The sequence below is a fragment of the Cetobacterium somerae ATCC BAA-474 genome, assembly GCF_000479045.1.
Lineage (GTDB): Bacteria > Fusobacteriota > Fusobacteriia > Fusobacteriales > Fusobacteriaceae > Cetobacterium_A > Cetobacterium_A somerae.
Window position 1 is genome coordinate 63,248 of sequence record NZ_KI518214.1, and the last position, 18,910, is coordinate 82,157.

16 protein-coding genes are annotated in these 18,910 nt (G+C 29.8%); 9 read left to right on the forward strand and 7 right to left on the reverse strand.

Going from position 1 to position 18,910, the window contains the following annotated elements; translation table 11 throughout:
- Positions 1-14 precede the first annotated feature (14 nt).
- Entirely contained in the window at positions 15-1,370 is a 1,356-nt protein-coding gene (gene melB, locus HMPREF0202_RS13555) for a melibiose:sodium transporter MelB (RefSeq protein WP_023051292.1), read from the forward strand.
- Between the two features lie 59 nt (positions 1,371-1,429).
- Here the strand turns inward: melB and HMPREF0202_RS13560 are convergent, their stop codons facing one another.
- Positions 1,430-2,191: a hypothetical protein gene (locus HMPREF0202_RS13560; protein ID WP_023051293.1), complete on the reverse strand. Its 762-nt coding sequence runs from the start codon at positions 2,189-2,191 to the stop codon at positions 1,430-1,432.
- A gap of 138 nt (positions 2,192-2,329) precedes the next feature.
- Between HMPREF0202_RS13560 and HMPREF0202_RS13565 the strand changes: the two genes are divergently transcribed.
- Positions 2,330-2,563, forward strand: a complete 234-nt coding sequence (locus HMPREF0202_RS13565; protein ID WP_023051294.1) for a hypothetical protein — start codon at positions 2,330-2,332, stop codon at positions 2,561-2,563.
- Positions 2,564-2,593: 30 nt separating this feature from the next.
- On the opposite strand, the gene HMPREF0202_RS13570 is transcribed toward HMPREF0202_RS13565, so the two are convergent.
- On the reverse strand, positions 2,594-3,175 hold the full coding sequence (locus HMPREF0202_RS13570; protein WP_023051295.1) for a helix-turn-helix domain-containing protein: 582 nt from the start codon (positions 3,173-3,175) through the stop codon (positions 2,594-2,596).
- Between the two features lie 274 nt (positions 3,176-3,449).
- Here HMPREF0202_RS13570 and HMPREF0202_RS13575 point away from each other — a divergent pair, with 274 nt between their 5' ends.
- The 5 genes from HMPREF0202_RS13575 to ppnP are packed head-to-tail and all read left to right on the forward strand — an operon-like array spanning position 3,450 to position 9,095.
- Positions 3,450-4,655 (forward strand): CD0519/CD1768 family membrane protein, encoded by a 1,206-nt coding sequence (locus HMPREF0202_RS13575; RefSeq protein ID WP_023051296.1) that lies wholly within the window; start codon positions 3,450-3,452, stop codon positions 4,653-4,655.
- Between the two features lie 14 nt (positions 4,656-4,669).
- Entirely contained in the window at positions 4,670-5,581 is a 912-nt protein-coding gene (locus HMPREF0202_RS13580) for a trans-4-hydroxy-L-proline dehydratase activase (protein WP_023051297.1), read from the forward strand.
- 5 nt (positions 5,582-5,586) lie between these two features.
- Positions 5,587-7,962, forward strand: coding sequence for a trans-4-hydroxy-L-proline dehydratase (gene hypD / locus HMPREF0202_RS13585; protein ID WP_023051298.1), 2,376 nt, complete (start codon positions 5,587-5,589; stop codon positions 7,960-7,962).
- A gap of 17 nt (positions 7,963-7,979) precedes the next feature.
- A complete protein-coding gene (gene proC, locus HMPREF0202_RS13590) occupies positions 7,980-8,774 on the forward strand; it encodes a pyrroline-5-carboxylate reductase (RefSeq protein WP_023051299.1) in 795 nt (264 codons plus the stop codon).
- Positions 8,775-8,786: 12 nt separating this feature from the next.
- Positions 8,787-9,095 carry a pyrimidine/purine nucleoside phosphorylase gene (gene ppnP, locus HMPREF0202_RS13595; protein ID WP_023051300.1) on the forward strand — a complete coding sequence of 103 codons (309 nt, stop codon included), beginning with the start codon at positions 8,787-8,789 and terminating at the stop codon, positions 9,093-9,095.
- Positions 9,096-9,141: 46 nt separating this feature from the next.
- Here the strand turns inward: ppnP and HMPREF0202_RS13600 are convergent, their stop codons facing one another.
- A complete protein-coding gene (locus HMPREF0202_RS13600) occupies positions 9,142-10,587 on the reverse strand; it encodes a hypothetical protein (RefSeq protein ID WP_023051301.1) in 1,446 nt (481 codons plus the stop codon).
- Between the two features lie 73 nt (positions 10,588-10,660).
- Positions 10,661-11,572 (reverse strand): GTP pyrophosphokinase, encoded by a 912-nt coding sequence (locus HMPREF0202_RS13605; RefSeq protein WP_023051302.1) that lies wholly within the window; start codon positions 11,570-11,572, stop codon positions 10,661-10,663.
- Positions 11,573-11,927: 355 nt separating this feature from the next.
- Here HMPREF0202_RS13605 and HMPREF0202_RS13610 point away from each other — a divergent pair, with 355 nt between their 5' ends.
- Positions 11,928-13,241 (forward strand): sodium-dependent transporter, encoded by a 1,314-nt coding sequence (locus tag HMPREF0202_RS13610; RefSeq protein WP_023051303.1) that lies wholly within the window; start codon positions 11,928-11,930, stop codon positions 13,239-13,241.
- Between the two features lie 37 nt (positions 13,242-13,278).
- On the opposite strand, the gene HMPREF0202_RS13615 is transcribed toward HMPREF0202_RS13610, so the two are convergent.
- Both HMPREF0202_RS13615 and HMPREF0202_RS13620 read right to left on the reverse strand, forming a co-directional pair.
- Complete coding sequence (locus HMPREF0202_RS13615; RefSeq protein WP_023051304.1) at positions 13,279-15,885, reverse strand: autotransporter outer membrane beta-barrel domain-containing protein; 2,607 nt, start codon at positions 15,883-15,885, stop codon at positions 13,279-13,281.
- A 126-nt stretch (positions 15,886-16,011) separates the two neighbouring features.
- Positions 16,012-17,361, reverse strand: a complete 1,350-nt coding sequence (locus HMPREF0202_RS13620) for an MATE family efflux transporter (protein WP_023051305.1) — start codon at positions 17,359-17,361, stop codon at positions 16,012-16,014.
- A gap of 145 nt (positions 17,362-17,506) precedes the next feature.
- Between HMPREF0202_RS13620 and HMPREF0202_RS13625 the strand changes: the two genes are divergently transcribed.
- A complete protein-coding gene (locus HMPREF0202_RS13625; protein ID WP_023051306.1) occupies positions 17,507-18,025 on the forward strand; it encodes an NlpC/P60 family protein in 519 nt (172 codons plus the stop codon).
- Between the two features lie 38 nt (positions 18,026-18,063).
- Here the strand turns inward: HMPREF0202_RS13625 and HMPREF0202_RS13630 are convergent, their stop codons facing one another.
- Positions 18,064-18,909, reverse strand: a complete 846-nt coding sequence (locus tag HMPREF0202_RS13630) for an MBL fold metallo-hydrolase (protein WP_023051307.1) — start codon at positions 18,907-18,909, stop codon at positions 18,064-18,066.
- Position 18,910 lies beyond the last annotated feature (1 nt).

Consider the following 18,910-nt stretch of genomic DNA (forward strand, 5'->3'; position numbering starts at 1 on the left):
ACGGGAGGAGTATAATGGTTAGTTTAAAAACAAAATTATCATACGGTTTAGGTGCTTTAGGAAAAGATTATGCTTGTGCAATAGTTTATATATTTTTAATGTATTACTTTACAGATGTTTTAGGTTTAGCGCCGGCATTTGTAGGAACACTATTTTTAGTAGCTAGAATGTGGGATGCAATAAATGACCCAGCTATGGGGATGATTGTAGATAATACTAGAAGTAAGTGGGGGAAATTTAGACCTTGGATTTTAATTGGAACTCTTTTAAATGCTATTACAGTAGTTGGAATGTTTACTAAACCAGAGGCATTTAGTGGAAAAAGTTTATATATTTATATATCTATTATGTATATTTTGTGGGGGATGACTTATACAGTTATGGATATACCATTTTGGTCTATGATACCAGCTCTTTCTGATGATAAAAAAGAAAGAGAGGAGATAGCAGTAGTACCTAGAATATTTGCAAGTTTAGCTTGGTTATCACTTGGAAGTTTAGGTTTACCACTAATAGCATTTTTAGGAAAAGGAAATGAGGGAAGGGGATTCTCATTACTATCACTTGGAATTGCAGGAGTATTTATTTTAACAACTTTACTAATGGTAACAAATGTAAAAGAGCAAATAAAAACTAAGAAAAATAGTGAAAAGATAAATTTAAAAGAAGCTTTTAGATTAATTTTGAAAAATGATCAACTAGTAGCATTAATAGGAACAGTTTTAATGTATAACTTAATGGCTCAAATTTCAGGTGGGGTAGCAATATATTATTTCAAATATGTAATTGGTGTAGAGACACTATTTTCAGTATTCACTGGATTTTCTGGATTAGCTGAGATAGGATCTTTAATGATGTTTCCAATCTTATCAAGAAAGTTAGGAAGAAAAAAGGTGTTTTTCTTAGCGTGTGCACTTCCTGTAGTTGGATTTTTAATGCTATTCCTTTTTGGAAACATAGCACCAACAAATGGAACTTTAATAGCTTTAGCTGGAATAGTAGCAAAGTTAGGTGGGGGATTAACTTTAGGAATTTCAACAGTTATGTTGGCAGATGTTGTTGATTATGGTGAGTTTAAATTTGGAAGTAGAAATGAAAGTGTAATTTTCTCAGTTCAAACACTACTTGTAAAATCTGCATCAGCTGTAAGTGGATGGTTAATTGGAATGGGATTATCACTAGTTGGATATGTTCCAAATGTAGCTCAAAGTGGATCAGCTATAATGGGAATAAAATATTTAATGATAGTCTTCCCAATTTTACTTTCAATATTTGGGTATGTAATCTATAAAAAATATTATAGATTAAATGGTGAATATTATGATGAAATAGTTGAAGCTATAAAGGTTAAAAGAGAAGTGGAAGCATAAATAAAAAATGGTGTAGCTAAAATAGTTACACCATTTTTTTATTGGACTATTTTAATAATCTATCCTATAAAGATAGATGTGTTTAGATTTTCTAAAAGGTTTAGTCCAGTTCTATTAGTTATTTTTTCAAAGAAAAAAGAACGACTTAGATTTCCCATAATAACTAAATTAGACTTCCCTAAAGCAAAATAAAAATCCTTTAATGTATCATCTTTAGAGTTAAAGTTTATAACATCTGCAGAGAGACCTTTATTTTTTAGAAGATCAACTAGATAGTGTTTTTCATAATTACAATTCCATGTAAGTATTGGAATACTATCTGTGTCAAGGTTAGGGAAAAGAGTTAAAAAATTATAAACACTTTTATTAATTTTAACTCCATCATTGGAAACAATTGAGATGTTTTCAAAAGTTAATGGCTTATTTCTTAAAATAATAATAGGTCTGTAAGCAATTTTTAATAACTCTAAAAATAGATCGTTTAAGTATACACTTTGCTCTAGCATAAGTAAGTCAGCAGTTTTTAGAAGAGTTTTAACTTCATCTACTCCAACTTCAGATTGAACTATAAGCTCAGTTTCAATTTTGTATTTTTTTAAGGCTGTGTTTACTTGAGCAACAAAATCATCTTCCATTTCGTTTAAAATTTCAGCAGCACCACCTGAGTTTAAAACAGTTTCACTAATTGGAATTTTGTAGGCAATGTCTCGAATATACATTGGAACAATGTCAAAACCAAAATGAGTTTTTAAATGAAGATAGCTTTTAAAAATAAGATCTAGGTCATTGCCATTTTTTAATAGAATAACAACTTTTTTCATAATTGAAAATCCTCCCGATAAAGATATTTACATCTGTATGTTCTGAAAAAAAATGAAAATCCTTTAAAACTTTAATAAAATAAAAGGAATGTTGTTTATTTTTTGTAAAATGATTATAATAATTATGAGGTGATAAAAATGTTAAATTTCTTTAGTTTTAAAAGGATTCAAGAGATTTTTAAAAATATAGCTAGAAATATAGAGTTGATTTTTGAACAGAGAGAGGGACGCAATGAGTTTTGTAAAATATGTGGAAAGCGAGTTCCAAATAGTGATTTTTCAGAGCAGTTTGAAGATGAAGGTGAATTAAGTAGTAGATGTTTATATTGTAATAAAAAATTTATAAAAGCTAGAGAGAGGGTTATGAAATAATCCTCTCTCTTTTTAATTTAGTAGTATTTTTTAAATCTCTTTAAATGGATTTGGGTTATGTACGCATATAATTTTAGTTATGCAGTTTGTTTCATTTTTCCAGTTATGTGGTTTAGTAGAGTTAAATGTAGTACTATCTCCAGGATAAAGTGTAAACTCTTCATCTTCAATATTTAAAGTTAAAACCCCCTCTAAAACAAAGATGAACTCTTCACCTTCATGTGAATATAGTTGTAAATTATATGAACCATTATCTGTAAATGGCATAATATCAATTAATCTAGGATATAGATTATAAGATTTTGTGTCTGAACTTAAATTATGTTGAATAATTTTATCAGTAATAGCTATAGCATCTCTATTATAACTTCTTACTATTTGATTGCCTTCTACTCTCTTTTTATTAAAGTCAAAGAAAAATTCTAATTCAACGTCTAAAGAGTGAGCAATAATCTCTAAAGAATCAATAGCAATACTAGTCATTCCTCTTTCTAATTGTGATAAAAATCCAACAGATAGATTACTGGCACTACTCAAATCTTTTAAAGTCATCTCTTTTTTTTTACGAAGTTCTTTTATTAAAGAACCAATGTTAGTAGAATACTTACTCATTAAAACCCCCTTTTATTATAAAATATCATATAGTTTAAATTATCATAAAAACCGATAAAATTCTAGAATTTTTTTTAAACAGAATATGAAATTTCATATATATGAACATGAAAGGCTTTATAAGCCTTGAATTTGTGTTCAAAACAGGTTTTTAATTTTTAGAAGTATATAAAAATTCATAAAAATGAAAAAATTAGTTGAAAAAAATAAAATTAAGGATTATAATAGGCACAATATGAATAATACGTTCAAAAAATAAAAGGGAGGTATTAAAATGGAAATGACAGAACAAAAGTTAACAGATGAAAATGTATTGAAGGAAGTACCTGAAAAAGAGAGCGTTGAAAGAGAAGTCGCCTCAGTTTCAAAAGAAACTTTTGTAGTTTTAACAGTATTTGTAACTCTTTTTATTTATCTAGGCAGTGTTATGGGAATTGATAAGGTTTTCAGTGTTATGATGAAAACAGGGCATGATGTTTTGATGAATACATCATTTTATATTATGGCTGTAGCTATTTTAGCAGGAGCAGTAGCTTCAATAATGTCAGAGTTTGGAATTGTCGCTTTAATTAATAAAATAATATCACCACTTATGAGGCCACTTTTTGGATTACCAGGAGCAGCAGCTTTAGGAGCTGTAACAACATATATATCAGACAATCCAGCTATTTTAGGACTTGCAGAAGATAGAGGATTTAGTAAATATTTTACAAAAGCTGAAAAAGTTACTTATACAAACTTAGGAACAACTTTTGGAATGGGACTTATTGTAACGGCTTATATGTTAAGTTTAGGAAGTGAGTATATAAAAGCTGTATTAATAGGAAATATAGGAGCTGTTATTGGAGGAATATTTTCAGTTAGAATGGTTCTTAGATATGCTAAAAAATATTACAATGAATCAAGCAGTGAAAAAATAGATACTAAGGAGGAGGGAGACCTTAGAAAGATTAGAGCTGGAAGTGCTTTTGAGAGACTTTTAGCATCTATGATGGATGGAGCTAAATCAGGAGTGACGCTAGGACTTGCATGTGCTTCAGGAACAGTTTTAATTTGTACATTTGTTATGATTTTAACATTTGGACCTCAAGGAGAAAATGGAACATATGTGGGAGCAGCTTATGAGGGAGTTCAATTATTACCAAGATTAGGATCATACTTTACACCTGTAGCAAAAATGTTATGGGGATTTGGAGAACCAGAGTTATTGGCTTATCCATTTACAGCATTGGGAGCTGTGGGAAGTGCTATGGGATTAACTAAAGGATTTATAGATAAAGGTTTAGCTAATGCAAATACAATTGCAGTATTTACAGGAATGGGAATTTGTTGGAGTGGATTTTTAAGTACACATGTGGGAATGCTAGATACATTAAAGCATAATCATTTTATAAAAATATGTATTTTATGGCAACTTTTAGGAGGACTTATAGCAGGAGTTGCAGCAAACTATCTATTTAAACTACTATTAATATTTTAAAGGAAGTGAAGAAGATGGCAATACCCTATGTAATAAATATACAGAAATACTCTCTTCATGATGGGGATGGAATAAGAACTACAATATTTTTTAAAGGGTGTCTATTAAACTGTTGGTGGTGTCATAACCCAGAGAGTCAAAGATATACACCAGAGTTACTTTTTAATTATGAAAGATGTAAAGGTTGCAAAGAGTGTGAAAAAATTTGTCCAGAGCATGTTATAAAAGTTGAAGAGAATATAGCTAAAACAGAAAGAGAAAATTGTATATTGTGTGAAACATGTTTAGATTATTGTATTAATGAAGCTAGAGAGATTGTGGGAAAACAATATCCAATAGAGGAGCTTTTAAAAGAGATTGATAAAGATAAAATGTTTTATGAGGAATCAGGAGGGGGAGTCACTCTTTCAGGTGGAGAGATAATGACACAAGATATAGGTTATTTAGTTGAGTTATTAAAAAAGATAAAAAAAAGAGGTTATCATATTACAATTGATACATGTGGTTATGCTCCACAAAAAAATTATGAAGCTTTAATAGATTATGTGGATACATTCTTATACGATATAAAAACAATGGACAATGAGGTTCATAAAAAATATATGGGAAAAGGAAATGAGTTAATACTTTCAAATTTAAAATATTTAAGTGAGTGCGGAAAAAACATATATATAAGAATACCTTTAATTGGTGGAGTGAATAGTAGCCAGGAAAGTATTAAAGATATTGTAAAGTTTTTAAAAGAGAATGTTCAGGTAAAAAAAATAAATTTACTTCCTTATCATAAAGCAGGAACAAATAAATATGAAAAATTAGATTTAAGTTATTTAGGAGAAGATTTTGTTACACCTTCACAGGAAGAGCTAGAAAAGTATTTAGATATCTTTAGAAAAAATGGATTTTCAGATGTTAAAATAGGAGGGTAGATAAAATGAAAAAAAGAGGGATGAATGAAAGAATTCAAAAATTAAGAGAGCAAAGTGTAGAAACACCAGCACATATTTATATTGAAAGAGCTAAATTGATAACAGAAGCGTATAAAAAATATGAAGGTGAGGTTTCTATTCCAGAGTTAAGAGCTCTTGCTTTTAAACATTTTATGGAAAACAAATCTATTTGTATAAATGAAGGTGAATTGATTGTAGGAGAAAAAGGTGATGGCCCACAAGCAGCTCCAACTTTTCCAGAACTTTGTTGCCATACTTTAGATGATATGCATGTAATGAATGATAGAGACTTAATATCTTTTAAAGTTACAGAAGAGGATTTGAAAATTCAAGCAGAGGAAATTATTCCATATTGGGAAAAAAGATCTATTAGAAATAAGATTATAAACTCTATGGGGAAAGAGTGGAAAGAGTGCTATGAAAGTGGAATTTTTACAGAGTTTATGGAGCAAAGAGGTCCTGGACATACTGTAGGTTCTGAAAATATATATAAATATGGATTTTTAGATTATAAGAAAAAGATTCAAAAGACTATTGAAAAATTGGATTTCTTAAATGATAAGGAAGCTTTAGATAAAAAACAAGAACTAAATGCAATGAGTATCTGTTGTGATGCAATTATAGCTTTAGGAAAACGTTATGCAGAGTTAGCTCATAAGCTAGCAAAAGCTGAAGAGAATCCAGTTAGAAAAGAGGAGCTTTTACAAATTGCAAAAAATTGTGAAGTTGTACCAGCTCATAAACCAAAAACTTATTGGCAAGCTATTCAAATGTATTGGTTTGTTCATATTGGAGTAACTACAGAGTTAAATCCATGGGATGCATTTAGTCCAGGAAGATTAGATCAACATTTAAATGGATTTTATGTAAAAGATTGTGAAGATGGAGTTTTAAATGAGGAGAGAGGACTAGAACTTTTAGAGAATTTATGGGTTAAGTTTAACAATCAACCAGCACCTCCAAAAGTTGGAATAACTTTAAAAGAGAGTAGTACATATACAGATTTTGCCAATATAAATACAGGGGGAATAACTCCTGATGGGCAAGATGGAGTTAACGATGTAAGTTACTTGATTTTAAAATGCATGGATGAGATGAAACTTTTACAACCAAGTTCAAATGTTCAAATCAGTAGAAAAACACCTATTAAATTTTTAAAAGAAGCTTGTGCAATATCACGTAAAGGATGGGGACAACCAGCTTTTTACAATACAGAAGCTATAGTTCAAGAGTTATTAAATGCTGGGAAAACTTTAGCTGATGCTAGAAGAGGTGGAGCAAGTGGATGTGTAGAAACTGGAGCTTTTGGAAATGAAGCATATATATTAACAGGATATTTCAATCTACCAAAAATTTTAGAGTTAACTTTAAATAATGGTTATGATAGAATTAGTGAGAAGCAGCTAGGATTGAAATTGGGTCATGCAGAGGATTTTAAAAGTTATGAAGAACTATTTGAAGCTTATAAAAAACAGATAAAGTATTTTATGGATATTAAAATAGAGGGAAGTAATATAATAGAAACAATCTATGCTAAATATATGCCAGTTCCATTTTTATCAGTTATAACAAATGATTGTATCTCTAGAGGAAAAGATTATAATGCTGGAGGAGCTCGTTATAACACAACATATGTTCAAGGAGTAGGAATTGGAACAATAACTGATTCTCTAGCAGCTATAAAATATAATGTTTACGATGAAAAGAACTTTACGATGCAAGAGTTAATGAATGCTTTAGATAGTAACTTTGAAGGTAGTGCAAGAATACTAAATTTAGTAAAAAATAAAACTCCAAAATATGGAAACGACAATGATTATGCAGATGATATAATGAAATCAGTGTTTGAATATTATAACTCAGTTGTAACAGATAGACCTAACATGAAAGGTGGAAGATATGCTATAAATATGTTACCAACAACATGTCATGTATATTTTGGTGAAGTTATGATGGCAAGTGCAAATGGAAGATTAGCTCATAAACCAGTTTCAGAGGGAATATCTCCAGAAAAGGGAGCAGATATCTATGGGCCAACAGCAGTTTTAAAATCAGCAGCAAAAATGGATCATCTAAAAACTGGTGGAACACTGTTAAATCAAAAGTTTCTTCCAAATGTAGTTAAAGGTGAAGAGGGATTAAATCATATGGCAGATGTTGTAAAAACATATTTCAATATGGATGGACATCATATACAATTTAATGTAATAGATAAAGAGACACTTTTAAAGGCTCAGCAAAATCCAGATGAATATAAGGATTTAATAGTAAGAGTTGCTGGATATAGTGATCACTTTAGAAATCTAAGTAAGGCTTTACAAGATGAGATAATAGATAGAACAGAGCAAAATTTTAATTAGTTAAAAAGGAGGATGTAGTGAGAATAGGATTTATAGGGGCAGGAAATATGTCTGGAGCGATAATTAAAGGGATAATCTCTTCAGGGATTGTAAAAAAAGAGGATGTATTTGCTTCAGATAAGTTTTTACCAACTTTAGAAAAAGTAAAAACAAACTATGGAATAAATATAACTGAGGATAATAAAGAGGTTGTAGAAAAATGTGATGTGATATTTTTAGCTGTAAAACCACAGTTTTATAATGAAGTGATAAAAGAGATATCACCATTTGTAAAAACAACTACAACTGTAGTAACGATAGCTCCAGGGCAAACTTTAAAAAATTTAGAGGTAACTTTTGGAAAAGAGATTAAAATTGTTAGAACAATGCCAAATACTCCAGCTATGGTTTGTGAGGGAATGACAGCGGTTTGTGCAAATAAAAAAGTTACTAAAGAGGAGTTAGAGTATATTTGTACTCTTTTAAACTCTATAGGAAAAGCTGAAGTTGTAGCTGAGTATATGATGGATGCTGTAGTAGGTGTTAGTGGGAGTTCGCCAGCATATGTTTATATGTTTATAGAGGCTTTGGCAGATGGGGCAGTAATGGAGGGAATGCCAAGAGATATGGCATATAAGTTTGCAGCTCAAGCAGTTTTAGGAAGTGCTAAGATGGTTTTAGAAACAGGGATGCATCCAGGAGCTTTAAAAGATATGGTTTGTTCTCCAGGAGGAACAACAATAGAAGCTGTAAGTATTTTAGAAGAAAGAGGAATGAGAAGTAGTGTTATAGAAGCGATTAGAGGTTGTGTGGCTAAAGCTAGAAAAATGTAAGGGGGAGAGAAAGTGGAGTTTAAAAATGTAAAGGTTATAAAAAAGGCAAATGTATATTTTGATGGAAGGGTAGATAGTAGAACAATTATATTTGAAGATGGAAGTAGAAAAACTTTGGGATTTATGCAAAAGGGTGAGTATGAGTTTGGAACAGCAGCTCCAGAAGTAATGGAAGTTCTTGGAGGAGAGATGCTAATTAAAAGAGCTCAAGACTCTGGTTTTATTAAGATAAAAGAGGGTGAAAGTTTTTCTGTAGAGGGAGATTCATCATTTAAAGTTGTAGTTAATGACTATGCAGATTACTGTTGCTCATATAAATAAAAAAATCCCCTTTTGGTTTATAACCAGAAGGGGATTTTCTATTAAATTAAACACCATATAGACATTTTTCAATCTCTTTTATAATCTTTTTTAAAACAAAAATTCTAGCGTAATATTTGTCATTAGCTGGAACTATATACCAAGGACAAGAGGTAGTAGAAGTTCTAGAAATCATCTCTTCAATAGCTTCTTTATAATCCTTCCACTTTTCACGATTTCTCCAGTCCTCCTCAGTTATTTTCCATTTTTTAGAAGGAGTATTTTCTCTTTCTTTAAATCTTTTTAATTGTTCCTCTTTAGATATCTGTAACCAAAATTTAATAATAATAGAGCCGTTATTTACCCACTGAGTTTCCATATCTGTAATCTCTTGATAAGCTCTTTTCCACTCGTACTTAGTGGCGAATTTTTCAACTCTTTCCACAAGAACTCTACCATACCATGTTCTATCAAAGATAGCTACATGTCCATATCGTGGGAAAGATCTCCAAAATCTCCAAAGATAATGTTTACTCTTTTCAACATCATTAGGGGCTGCAATTGGTATAACGTCATAACCACGAGGATCCATCTTTTCAACAACTCTTTTAATGTTTCCACCCTTTCCAGCAGCATCCCAACCTTCATAAGCTATTATAACAGGAATACGTCTAGTATATAGTTCGTGATGAAGGTCTGAAATTTTATTTTGTAATTTTACTAACTCTTTTTTATATTCTTTTTTATCAATAGTTTTAGATAAATCAACATCATCTAAAGAGTATGGTTTTTTATAAGGAAGTAGTACATCATTAGGTCGAACTTCTTTTTGATTTAAATAACTTTCTATTTTTTCAACAATTATTCTAAAAATTTCAGATTTTGCTCCATATAAACTATTTGAAGAGATAATATTCCAACCACAATCATAGTTATTAGTTCGTTCGATAATATCTTCCCAACTTTCGATAATAGATTTATAGTTAAAATTTTGTTTCCATGCATATGGAGTTACTTTCCACGATTTAGCTGGATTTTTTTTAGCTTTAAAATATCTTTTTTTCTGAATTTTTTTAGAAACATGAATAAAAAATTTAATAATTAACATTCCACTTCTAAGAAGAGAACGTTCAATTTTATTTATCTCTTTACATCTTCTAGTAATATCATTTTCCTCTTGAAAAGCTAAGTCATACCAAGATTTATCAAAAATATGAAACTCTCCTTGTCCAGGAATATCCTCTAAATATTGTTTTAAAGGAAGGTTATTTTCTGCTAAAGGGTGATTATGGTTAATAACACGATATCCTCTAGGATCTAAAGTTACAAGGATTTCATTTATAATAGCCCCTTTTCCTGAAGCTTCAAGACCTTCGAAAATAATTAAAATAGGAATCTTTTTCTCTTTACCAACTCTTTGAAGCTCAGCAAGTTTTAACTTTAATGGTTCAATGGTTTTATGATACTCTTTTTCTTTCATTTTCAAACAGCTTTCATTATTTAAAATGCCCATAAAAAAACCTCCTTATTTTGTAAATTTCATTTCTAAAATATACAAAAGTAAGAAGGCAATTCCTGTTTTGAATCTATAATTGTTTTTCTTTATAGTCTAAAAGATTTTTAATCATTAGATCATAACGAGCTGGAAATTTTTTACTACCATTTCCAAAGTATTTTTTCATAATTTCTAGTTCCTCTATTTTAGAGAAATCTTCTAAGGTATTTATATTATTGCTATGTAAAAGAGTAATAATTTTTGGACTAATACCTTGAGAGAATGTAATATTGAATTTTTTATTTAGATATTTTCTTAAAGACGTAGAGTTTATCTCAATCTCATGTAAAGTATTTCCTTCAATAGTATTTACGACTTTCTTTTCGTATTCTGTTATCTCTTTTGAAATACTTTCAAACTCTCTGTCTGCAATCTCTAAAAATCCAGCTAAAAGTTTAAATCTTCTTTTTATATCTGTTGGAAGTTGTCCACTAAATTTATAGTTTTTATCATGCTCTACTTCAGCCCAAGCATGCTGAAGTATTGTTCTAACTTGAATTTCAAATTTTAATCCTTCAAATCTTTCAAATTCAGGAAGTTCTAAAAGACTTTTGGGAAGAGTTGCAACTAAATGTATAGATTTATATCCTACTTTATCCTCTCCTAAAGTGTCACTTTTATCAACGCTATTACTTTCATCGATTATAAATGTATGTCTTAAAAAATGTTCAACAATTTTAGTTTCACTTTCTAAGAATGTAATAACTCTAAGTCCACATAGATCAGTAGCTTCTTCAACACATGAATAGCCTTTCCGTTCTATTTTTTTTTGAAAACTTTCTCTAGTTTTAGCTCTACTAGTAATTGAATGATAGATAATTTTTTCTTTTTCAAAGGACTGCTTTAAAAAACGTTCTAATCTTTTTCCCAATTTACGATAAAGCTCTCTATTTTTTTTGTAGTAGTTTAATAATTGAAATTGATTACAGTTAATTTTTTCCATAGTTACCTCACTTAAAAAAATAATATCTACATATAGTTATATCACAAAAATAAAAAAATCCTTGTTTTTTTTATTTTATAATGCTACAATAACTCAAAATAATTATTCTTAGGGAGGTGTATTAAATGAAAAAACAATTAGATATCTTAAAAATTAATACATCTTTAACAGAAACAGTTTTATTTTGGTGGTGGCCATAGTTAGTTTGTAACCTGAGAATGCAGGATACAAACTTATTTTAGCTTGGTCAAAAACTAAAAAAGATTGTATCTGATAGATTAAATTGAGAAAACATTTATTCCACAGATATATTTCTGTGGAATTTTTTTTTATAAAAATTAGGAGGTGTAGTAACGTGAACGACAAAAGAGAAAAGTTTAGTAACAAAATCGGATTCATTTTATCATGTGTAGGAGCAGCCATAGGACTTGGAAATATTTGGCTTTTCTCTTGGAAGTTAGGAACTTATGGTGGAGCAGCATTTTTAATACCATATTTTATATTTATGGCTTTATTTGCTTATATAGGGTTAGTTGGAGAGATATCATTTGGAAGAATGATGAAAAAGGGAGTTTTAGGTGTTGGAAAACTTATGGAAAAAAAGAAAGTGCCTTTTGCTAAGTTTTTACCTATTGTTCCAATAGTTTCTGTAGCAGGAATATTTACATTTTATGTAATAGTTTTTGGATGGATAATAAAATATTTTGTGACATATTTAATGGTGGATATGAGTACTTTAAATTATGAGCAATATTTTGGAAGTTTTACTGGAAATACAGAGTCTATATTCTGGCATTTTATAGCTGTAGTTTTAAGTGTTGGAGTAATTTCACTTGGAGTTATAAAGGGAATTGAAAAGATAAATAAAATTGTAATGCCACTTATGTTTATAATATTCTTTGGACTTATGATAAAATCTTTAAGTCTTCCAGGAGCTATGGAAGGAGTTAAGTTTCTATTAAATCCAGATTGGGATAAACTTTTAAATCCAATAACTTGGGTTATGGCTTTAGGACAAGCGTTTTTCACAGTGGGAGTAAGTGGATCAGCACTTTTAGTTTATGGTAGTTATTTAGATAAAGATGTAAATATATCTGTAAGTGTTGTTCAAACATGTATTTTAGATACTTTAGCAGCACTGATGGCTGGATTTATAATTATACCAGCAGCTTTTGCTTTTGGTTATGGACCAGGAGCTGGACCAAGTTTACTGTTTATAACATTACCATCTGTATTTAACAATATGGCTGGGGGAAGAGTTTTAGGAATAATATTCTTTTTAAGCGTAATATTTGCAGCTATCTCTTCTGCAATAAACCAGTTAGAGGTTCCTGTAGAAGCAGCTATGGAGAAGTTTAATATCTCTAGAGTAAAAGCTAGTGTGATAGTTGGTGGAATTTTATTTTTAGTAGGATTACCTTTAGATTTAGATATGAATTTATTTGGAACTTTTGCAGATACAATGACAATCTATTTAATACCTCTTGGAGCTATTATAATTTTAGGATTCTATTTCTATGGAATAGATTCAAAATCTATAGAGTATGAGATTGACTTAGGAGCAAAACATAAAGTAGGAAAGTATATTGTAAAAATAGGAAAATACATATTTGTACCAGGAGTATTAATAATTCTTATATTAGGAGTTTTATACGGAGGTATAGGATAGAAAAAATCCCAAGAGTGGAATTCTCTTGGGATTTTTTTTATAAAATATAACTTATTCCAGCTCCAATTTTCCAAGAGTTATCTTTAGAAAATTCGTATAAATAACTTGTATATATAGAAAGTCCTGTTTGAAGTTCCCCAACTTTAACATTAATTCCAATTTCTTGAGAAAATCTATTTTTATTGTCTATATTAATAGCACCAGTTTCATTTCCCAAAGTTTGTACTTTAAATTTCATATTTTTATCAATATCATTTAAATCTTGTTTTAGATATCCAACTAAAGAAAGTTTAATTCCATAATTTTTAACAGCAAAATCTTTTCCCATCTCTCCACCAACGTAGAAAGTATTTAAGAAGCCATTTAATTTATCTAACTCAAGATTATATGTTCCATTGTGTTCATTAATATCTCTTTGAAATAATCCCATTGATTGAAATTTTCCAATTGGTTCTAAATAGAATGAGTTCCAATTGAATAGTTTTGAGATTTTTCCCATTCCACCAACATAGAAAGTTTTTATTTTTGAGTTTAGAGTTTCATTGAAATTCACAGTTTTAATAGATGTTAAAGTATCATTATATTGAGAGTAATCAAATTGTATATTTCTATCTAAATCACCTCTAGAATATCCAAGGAATAAAGCTCCAAGTCCATTGAAATTATTTTTATTATAGTTTAAGTAACCAGTTCCTTGAAATAGATTGTCCTCTCTTTTTCCATAGTCATCTTTAAATTTATCATTTAATCTAGTATAGTTGAAAATCCAACCACTACTAAGAGAGGATAGTAAAGGGTAGTTTTTTCCAATGAAAAGACTATTTAGCTCTTGATTGTATCCAGCAATATTGTCATAACCACTCTTATTAACTTTTTCAAAAGAGTATCCAAAAATATATCTTTCTTTAGATAAAATTTTTGGAGTTTCAGTTAAGTGAGATAAGATATTGTTGTTTCCAAATTCAATAGCATCTCTTGTCTGATAAATAAGAGATGGAAAATATTCTCGACCAAAAATTTCATTTAAATAATTTTGAAAAGAATTCCCATTTTTAGAAGATAGAATTATATCAAACAATCTGTCTTTAGATGTATTTTTAGAATCATAATAGATGTCTTGTAAATAATTACCTAAAGGATCATCTGTAAGAAGAGAAAAGCTAAGTTTACTAAAAACAGCTTCATTCCCGTGAAGAATTAATTTATATCCATAAAGATTACTTTTTATCTCTTTAGCAGATTTTGTAAGAGTGTCATTTAAGGTAACCTTACTAATAAGATTATAATTATTTCCAATATAACTTTTTCCTAAATACATAGTTTTAATAGTAGGAGTAGAGGTATTAGTTACAATAGACCCTCCTTTTTCCATTACAAGATTTCCCCCATCGTATATAAGAGGTAAAGTATTTGTAGTTGGTTTAATAATTTTACCCCAGTTATGAAGAGTCCCTTTTCCATTTAATAAAATACCATTCTTATTTAAATTAACTACACCACTAGGTCCGTTTGTTCCCACAGCTGAATGAGAAAGCTGAAAGGCATAACTACCGTCAACATATATGTCTTTAGGAGCAGGGGGGTTAATATTAATAAGACCGAAATTTTTTAAAACAGTATTCTTTCCTCCACTCATACCAGAATAACTTCTACCAGTTATATTGATAGTTCCATTATTTATAGCTTTTCCACCTTCTGAAACTCCCATACCACTTGAAGCAACATTATTTGGATTCTTTGCTGTATCATTCATGGTAATAGTTCCATTATTGATTATAGTTCCGTATGAAGAAAACATACCAAAATTAGTATTATAAGTTTTTATAACTCCATCGTTTATTGCAAGACCTTTACCATCTACACAAATTCCCACATTTCCATGAGTTATATCTATGATACCAGTGGTTGAATTTGTAAATTCTCCTTCACCGAATATTTGAGCACCCTCATATCCATTTCCAGATATAATTCCGTTATTGATTCCTTTTGTTTTACCATAGACTTCAAGACCTGTAGCATAATAAGAGTTAAGATTAATTTTTCCATTATTAATTCCTAAACCATCACTTATAACATTTATTCCATTTCCATAAAGTCCATTTATGTTGATATTCCCTTCGTTTATAACAGTCCCACCACCAGAAGCTTGCATTCCTGTAGTAGTTGTATTCCCAGGATTATTATTAACAGTTAAAGTATTTTTATTATAAAGAGTGTAGCCACTAAGAATACTACCCATTCCCACAGCATTGTTAGTGGTAATAGTAAGGTCTCCTTTTAAAGGTAGTTTGTCTGTGTATAAATTTTTTCCTGGATAGTAGAGTTTGTTATAGAAGATGTATCCATTTTTAGGTGAGGCTGTAGCAGAACCAGAAGATGTAGGATTATCAATATCTGGGGTATTATCATGTTTTGGAGAGCTAGGATTTGGGGGTAAAACTGGGATTTTAGGCGGGGTAACAGGGGGAAGTGTAATAACTTTAGTTGACAACTTGAAATAGGAATTATCGATTTGACTCATAGGTCGAGTATTGTCCTTAAAGTAATTATAATCTGACCAAAAGATGAGGCCACTCTGCTCTTGGGCAAAGGTGTTAGATGTCTGTAAAGTTAATGCAAGTAGTAAGAGATTAAATTTTTTCATAACTTTTCCTCCTAATGAATAAAATATTGTGCACTATTTAACAAAAGGTACTATACATAGAAAATAATTCAATTCCTTCTTTTTGTTCAAAAAATTATGAAGAAAATAAAAAAAGAGTTAGAATAACTAACTCTTTAATGGGTTTTTATAAAATTTATTTCGATATATTTTAATAAATATAGCTGCTTCAACAGTCCACTGAAGTGATGTAATCCACCAAAAATATGTTACAGGCATTCTTTTTAGATAGATAAAATAATACATTAAAGGTAATCTTATACACCAGTTGCAAAATAAAACTATTCTAAATGGCGTTTTAGTATCTCCCATTCCTTTAAGGGAACCTGAAAGAACCATATCAATAGCTGTTGGAATCTGTTGAATAGATCCAATCATAAGGCAGGCAGCACCAAGAGCGATAACCTCAACTTCATCACTTTTTATAAATAATCTTACTAAGTTTTCAGAGAAAAATAGAAAGACCAAAGAGAAGAATCCCATGACAATACAGGCTAGAAGTAAGGATGTATTAGCATATTCTCTGGCACCTTTTAAATCTTTTTCTCCTATACTATGCCCGACCAAAGAAACTGCTGAAATAGCAAATCCCCAACCTGGCATAAAAGAGATACTTTCAATGGTTACAGAGATTTGATTAGCAGAAAAAGCCAAACTTCCAAGTTTCATAACCATCATAACGCTTAAAAGTCTTACAATACTAAAAGCTCCTTCTTGTAGTCCAGATGGAACAGCTAAATCAACAAGTTCTTTTAAGTAATTAAAGTTAACTTTACCTTTTAAAGATATTTTAAATGGTAGCTTTTTAAGTTGACTTAAAATAAATAAAAATGCACAGACGTTTCCAATTGTAGTAGCAATGGCAGCTCCTTCAACTCCTAGTTCAGGAAAGCCAAATTTTCCAAATATAAGTGCATAATCTAGAGAAAGATTCACAATATTTAAAATAGCAGCTCCATAAAGTGGAGTTTTAGTATTTTTACATCCACGGAAAACACCATTTAAAAGGTTTGTAACCATATTAAAGAAAAGTCCAATAGAACAAATCCTCATATATCTATAACCTAAAGTTAATACATCCCCTTTAGCTCCTGCTAAACTTAATATATTTTTTGAAAAAATAAAAAATATTAAAAAGACAAGAACAGCAATAACTCCACCAATTTTGACTCCTAAATCAGCCATATCTTCAGCTTTTTTATGTTCTCTAGCTCCAAGACAACGAGCTACGATAGATGTTATAGATATAGATAATCCCATAGCAATTAAGATATTAATAAAAGTATACATAATTTCAGAACTAAAACCAACAGCAGAAACAGAGATTTGTCCGCCGTGCTTTCCAACCATAAGTGTGTCAAAAACCCAGATTAACATATAGAGTATCATTTCACCAACAGCGGGAATAGCTAATTTTATAATCTCTTTTGACCGATTTAAAAATGCACTTTTAATCATAAAAATTCACTCCCCTTAACTTATATAAAGTTCCTAGATTCTATCATAAAGGTTATGTAAAAGTCAAAAATTTGCAAAACAGACAAAAATTGAGTATAATATATTAATTACAAAAATAACAAATACAAAAAGACAGGAGATGATTATGGGGAAAAGATTAATAAAATTGTTTACCTTTTTCATACTTGCCTTTAGTTTTATAACATCAGAGGTTCATGCATTAAGTTTTACTAAACCAAAGGTCGTAGAAAAAATTGAAGTGGATGAGGAGATTTTAAATCAGAAAAAAGAATATATAAAAAGTACTAAAATAACTGATTTCTATTCAAGTTGGCGTGGGACTAGATATCGTTATGGAGGAACAACAAAAAAGGGAGTTGATTGCTCAGCACTTATGCAACATCTGTATAAAGAGCAATTTGATGTGGAGCTGCCTAGAACAACACTTACTCAGGTTCAAATTGGAGAGCAAGTTGTTGGAAATAGAGAAAATTGGAAAGTAGGAGATCTTATTTTCTTTAAAATGAATAGTAGAATAAAACACGTTGGTGTATATATAGGAAATAATAAGTTTGTTCATGCAGGAAGAACTACAGGAGTTACAATATCTGAGTATGATAGCTACTGGGCTAAAAGATTCTGGCAAACAAGAAGAGTAATATAGCAAAAAGCTGAGTTTATTTTAGAACTCAGCTTTTTAATTTAATTAGCATTATTAATGCACAATCCATCATATGCAACAGAGATATTAAAATCTAAAGATTTCATAAGCTTTTGAATCTCTTCATGAGTTTTTTTAGGATCATGACCAAAGTGTGTAACAGTTATTGGAGTTTTAGAATCGATACAGTTAAAATCTTTCAATCTATTCAAAACCATATTTAGTGTAAAAATATCAAGATGGTCTGAGTTATCCTTTTGAAAATCTAAAAAAGTACATTCAATAACAATATCATCAAATTTAAAGTTTTTCAAAAATTCAAATGTCTTTAAAGAGTAGATACCAGTATCAGAAGCATGTAGTCTAGTAAAATTTTCATGTTTTATTATAAAGTTTGTACCATGCTCACCACTGTTTAAACCTGTATGTTTAGCTTCAATAGGTATAATTTCAAAATCTTCAATAGTAAAAGGAGTATAGTAGCTCATAGGAATTATATTGAGATGACCTATTTTTTCTTGAAGATTTTTTTGATGCTTAGGTTTTATTGCTATTTTAATCTGCTCTTTTAGCCACATTTCAGATGAACTATTAACATATATATTCATAGGATTTTTAATTTTTATAAGCTCTTGTATATCCAAATGATCATTGTGAGTATGAGATAGAAGAACACCTTTGATTTTACTAAAATCTATACTGTTTTCTAAAATCTGAGTTCTAATATCAGGTGAAAAGTCTAATAGTATTTTATCCCCCAATAAAAAAGTTGACCTTTTACGAATATTTTTCCCTTTGAGTTCTCTTAAAGAGTTACAATACTCACATGAACAAAATACATCAGGAAGTCCATTTGCAGACCCTGTTCCTAAAAAAATAGTTTTCATT

Coding starts and splice junctions, on each gene's coding strand:
- HMPREF0202_RS13625 (WP_023051306.1), top strand. CDS start 17,507: ATGGGGAAAAGATTAATAAAATTGTTTACCTTTTTCATACTTGCCTTT.
- HMPREF0202_RS13580 (WP_023051297.1), top strand. CDS start 4,670: ATGGCAATACCCTATGTAATAAATATACAGAAATACTCTCTTCATGAT.
- HMPREF0202_RS13620 (WP_023051305.1), bottom strand. CDS start 17,361: ATGATTAAAAGTGCATTTTTAAATCGGTCAAAAGAGATTATAAAATTA.
- HMPREF0202_RS13630 (WP_023051307.1), bottom strand. CDS start 18,909: ATGAAAACTATTTTTTTAGGAACAGGGTCTGCAAATGGACTTCCTGAT.
- HMPREF0202_RS13565 (WP_023051294.1), top strand. CDS start 2,330: ATGTTAAATTTCTTTAGTTTTAAAAGGATTCAAGAGATTTTTAAAAAT.
- HMPREF0202_RS13605 (WP_023051302.1), bottom strand. CDS start 11,572: ATGGAAAAAATTAACTGTAATCAATTTCAATTATTAAACTACTACAAA.
- HMPREF0202_RS13570 (WP_023051295.1), bottom strand. CDS start 3,175: ATGAGTAAGTATTCTACTAACATTGGTTCTTTAATAAAAGAACTTCGT.
- HMPREF0202_RS13600 (WP_023051301.1), bottom strand. CDS start 10,587: ATGGGCATTTTAAATAATGAAAGCTGTTTGAAAATGAAAGAAAAAGAG.
- HMPREF0202_RS13560 (WP_023051293.1), bottom strand. CDS start 2,191: ATGAAAAAAGTTGTTATTCTATTAAAAAATGGCAATGACCTAGATCTT.
- HMPREF0202_RS13575 (WP_023051296.1), top strand. CDS start 3,450: ATGGAAATGACAGAACAAAAGTTAACAGATGAAAATGTATTGAAGGAA.
- HMPREF0202_RS13615 (WP_023051304.1), bottom strand. CDS start 15,885: ATGAAAAAATTTAATCTCTTACTACTTGCATTAACTTTACAGACATCT.
- hypD (WP_023051298.1), top strand. CDS start 5,587: ATGAAAAAAAGAGGGATGAATGAAAGAATTCAAAAATTAAGAGAGCAA.
- melB (WP_023051292.1), top strand. CDS start 15: ATGGTTAGTTTAAAAACAAAATTATCATACGGTTTAGGTGCTTTAGGA.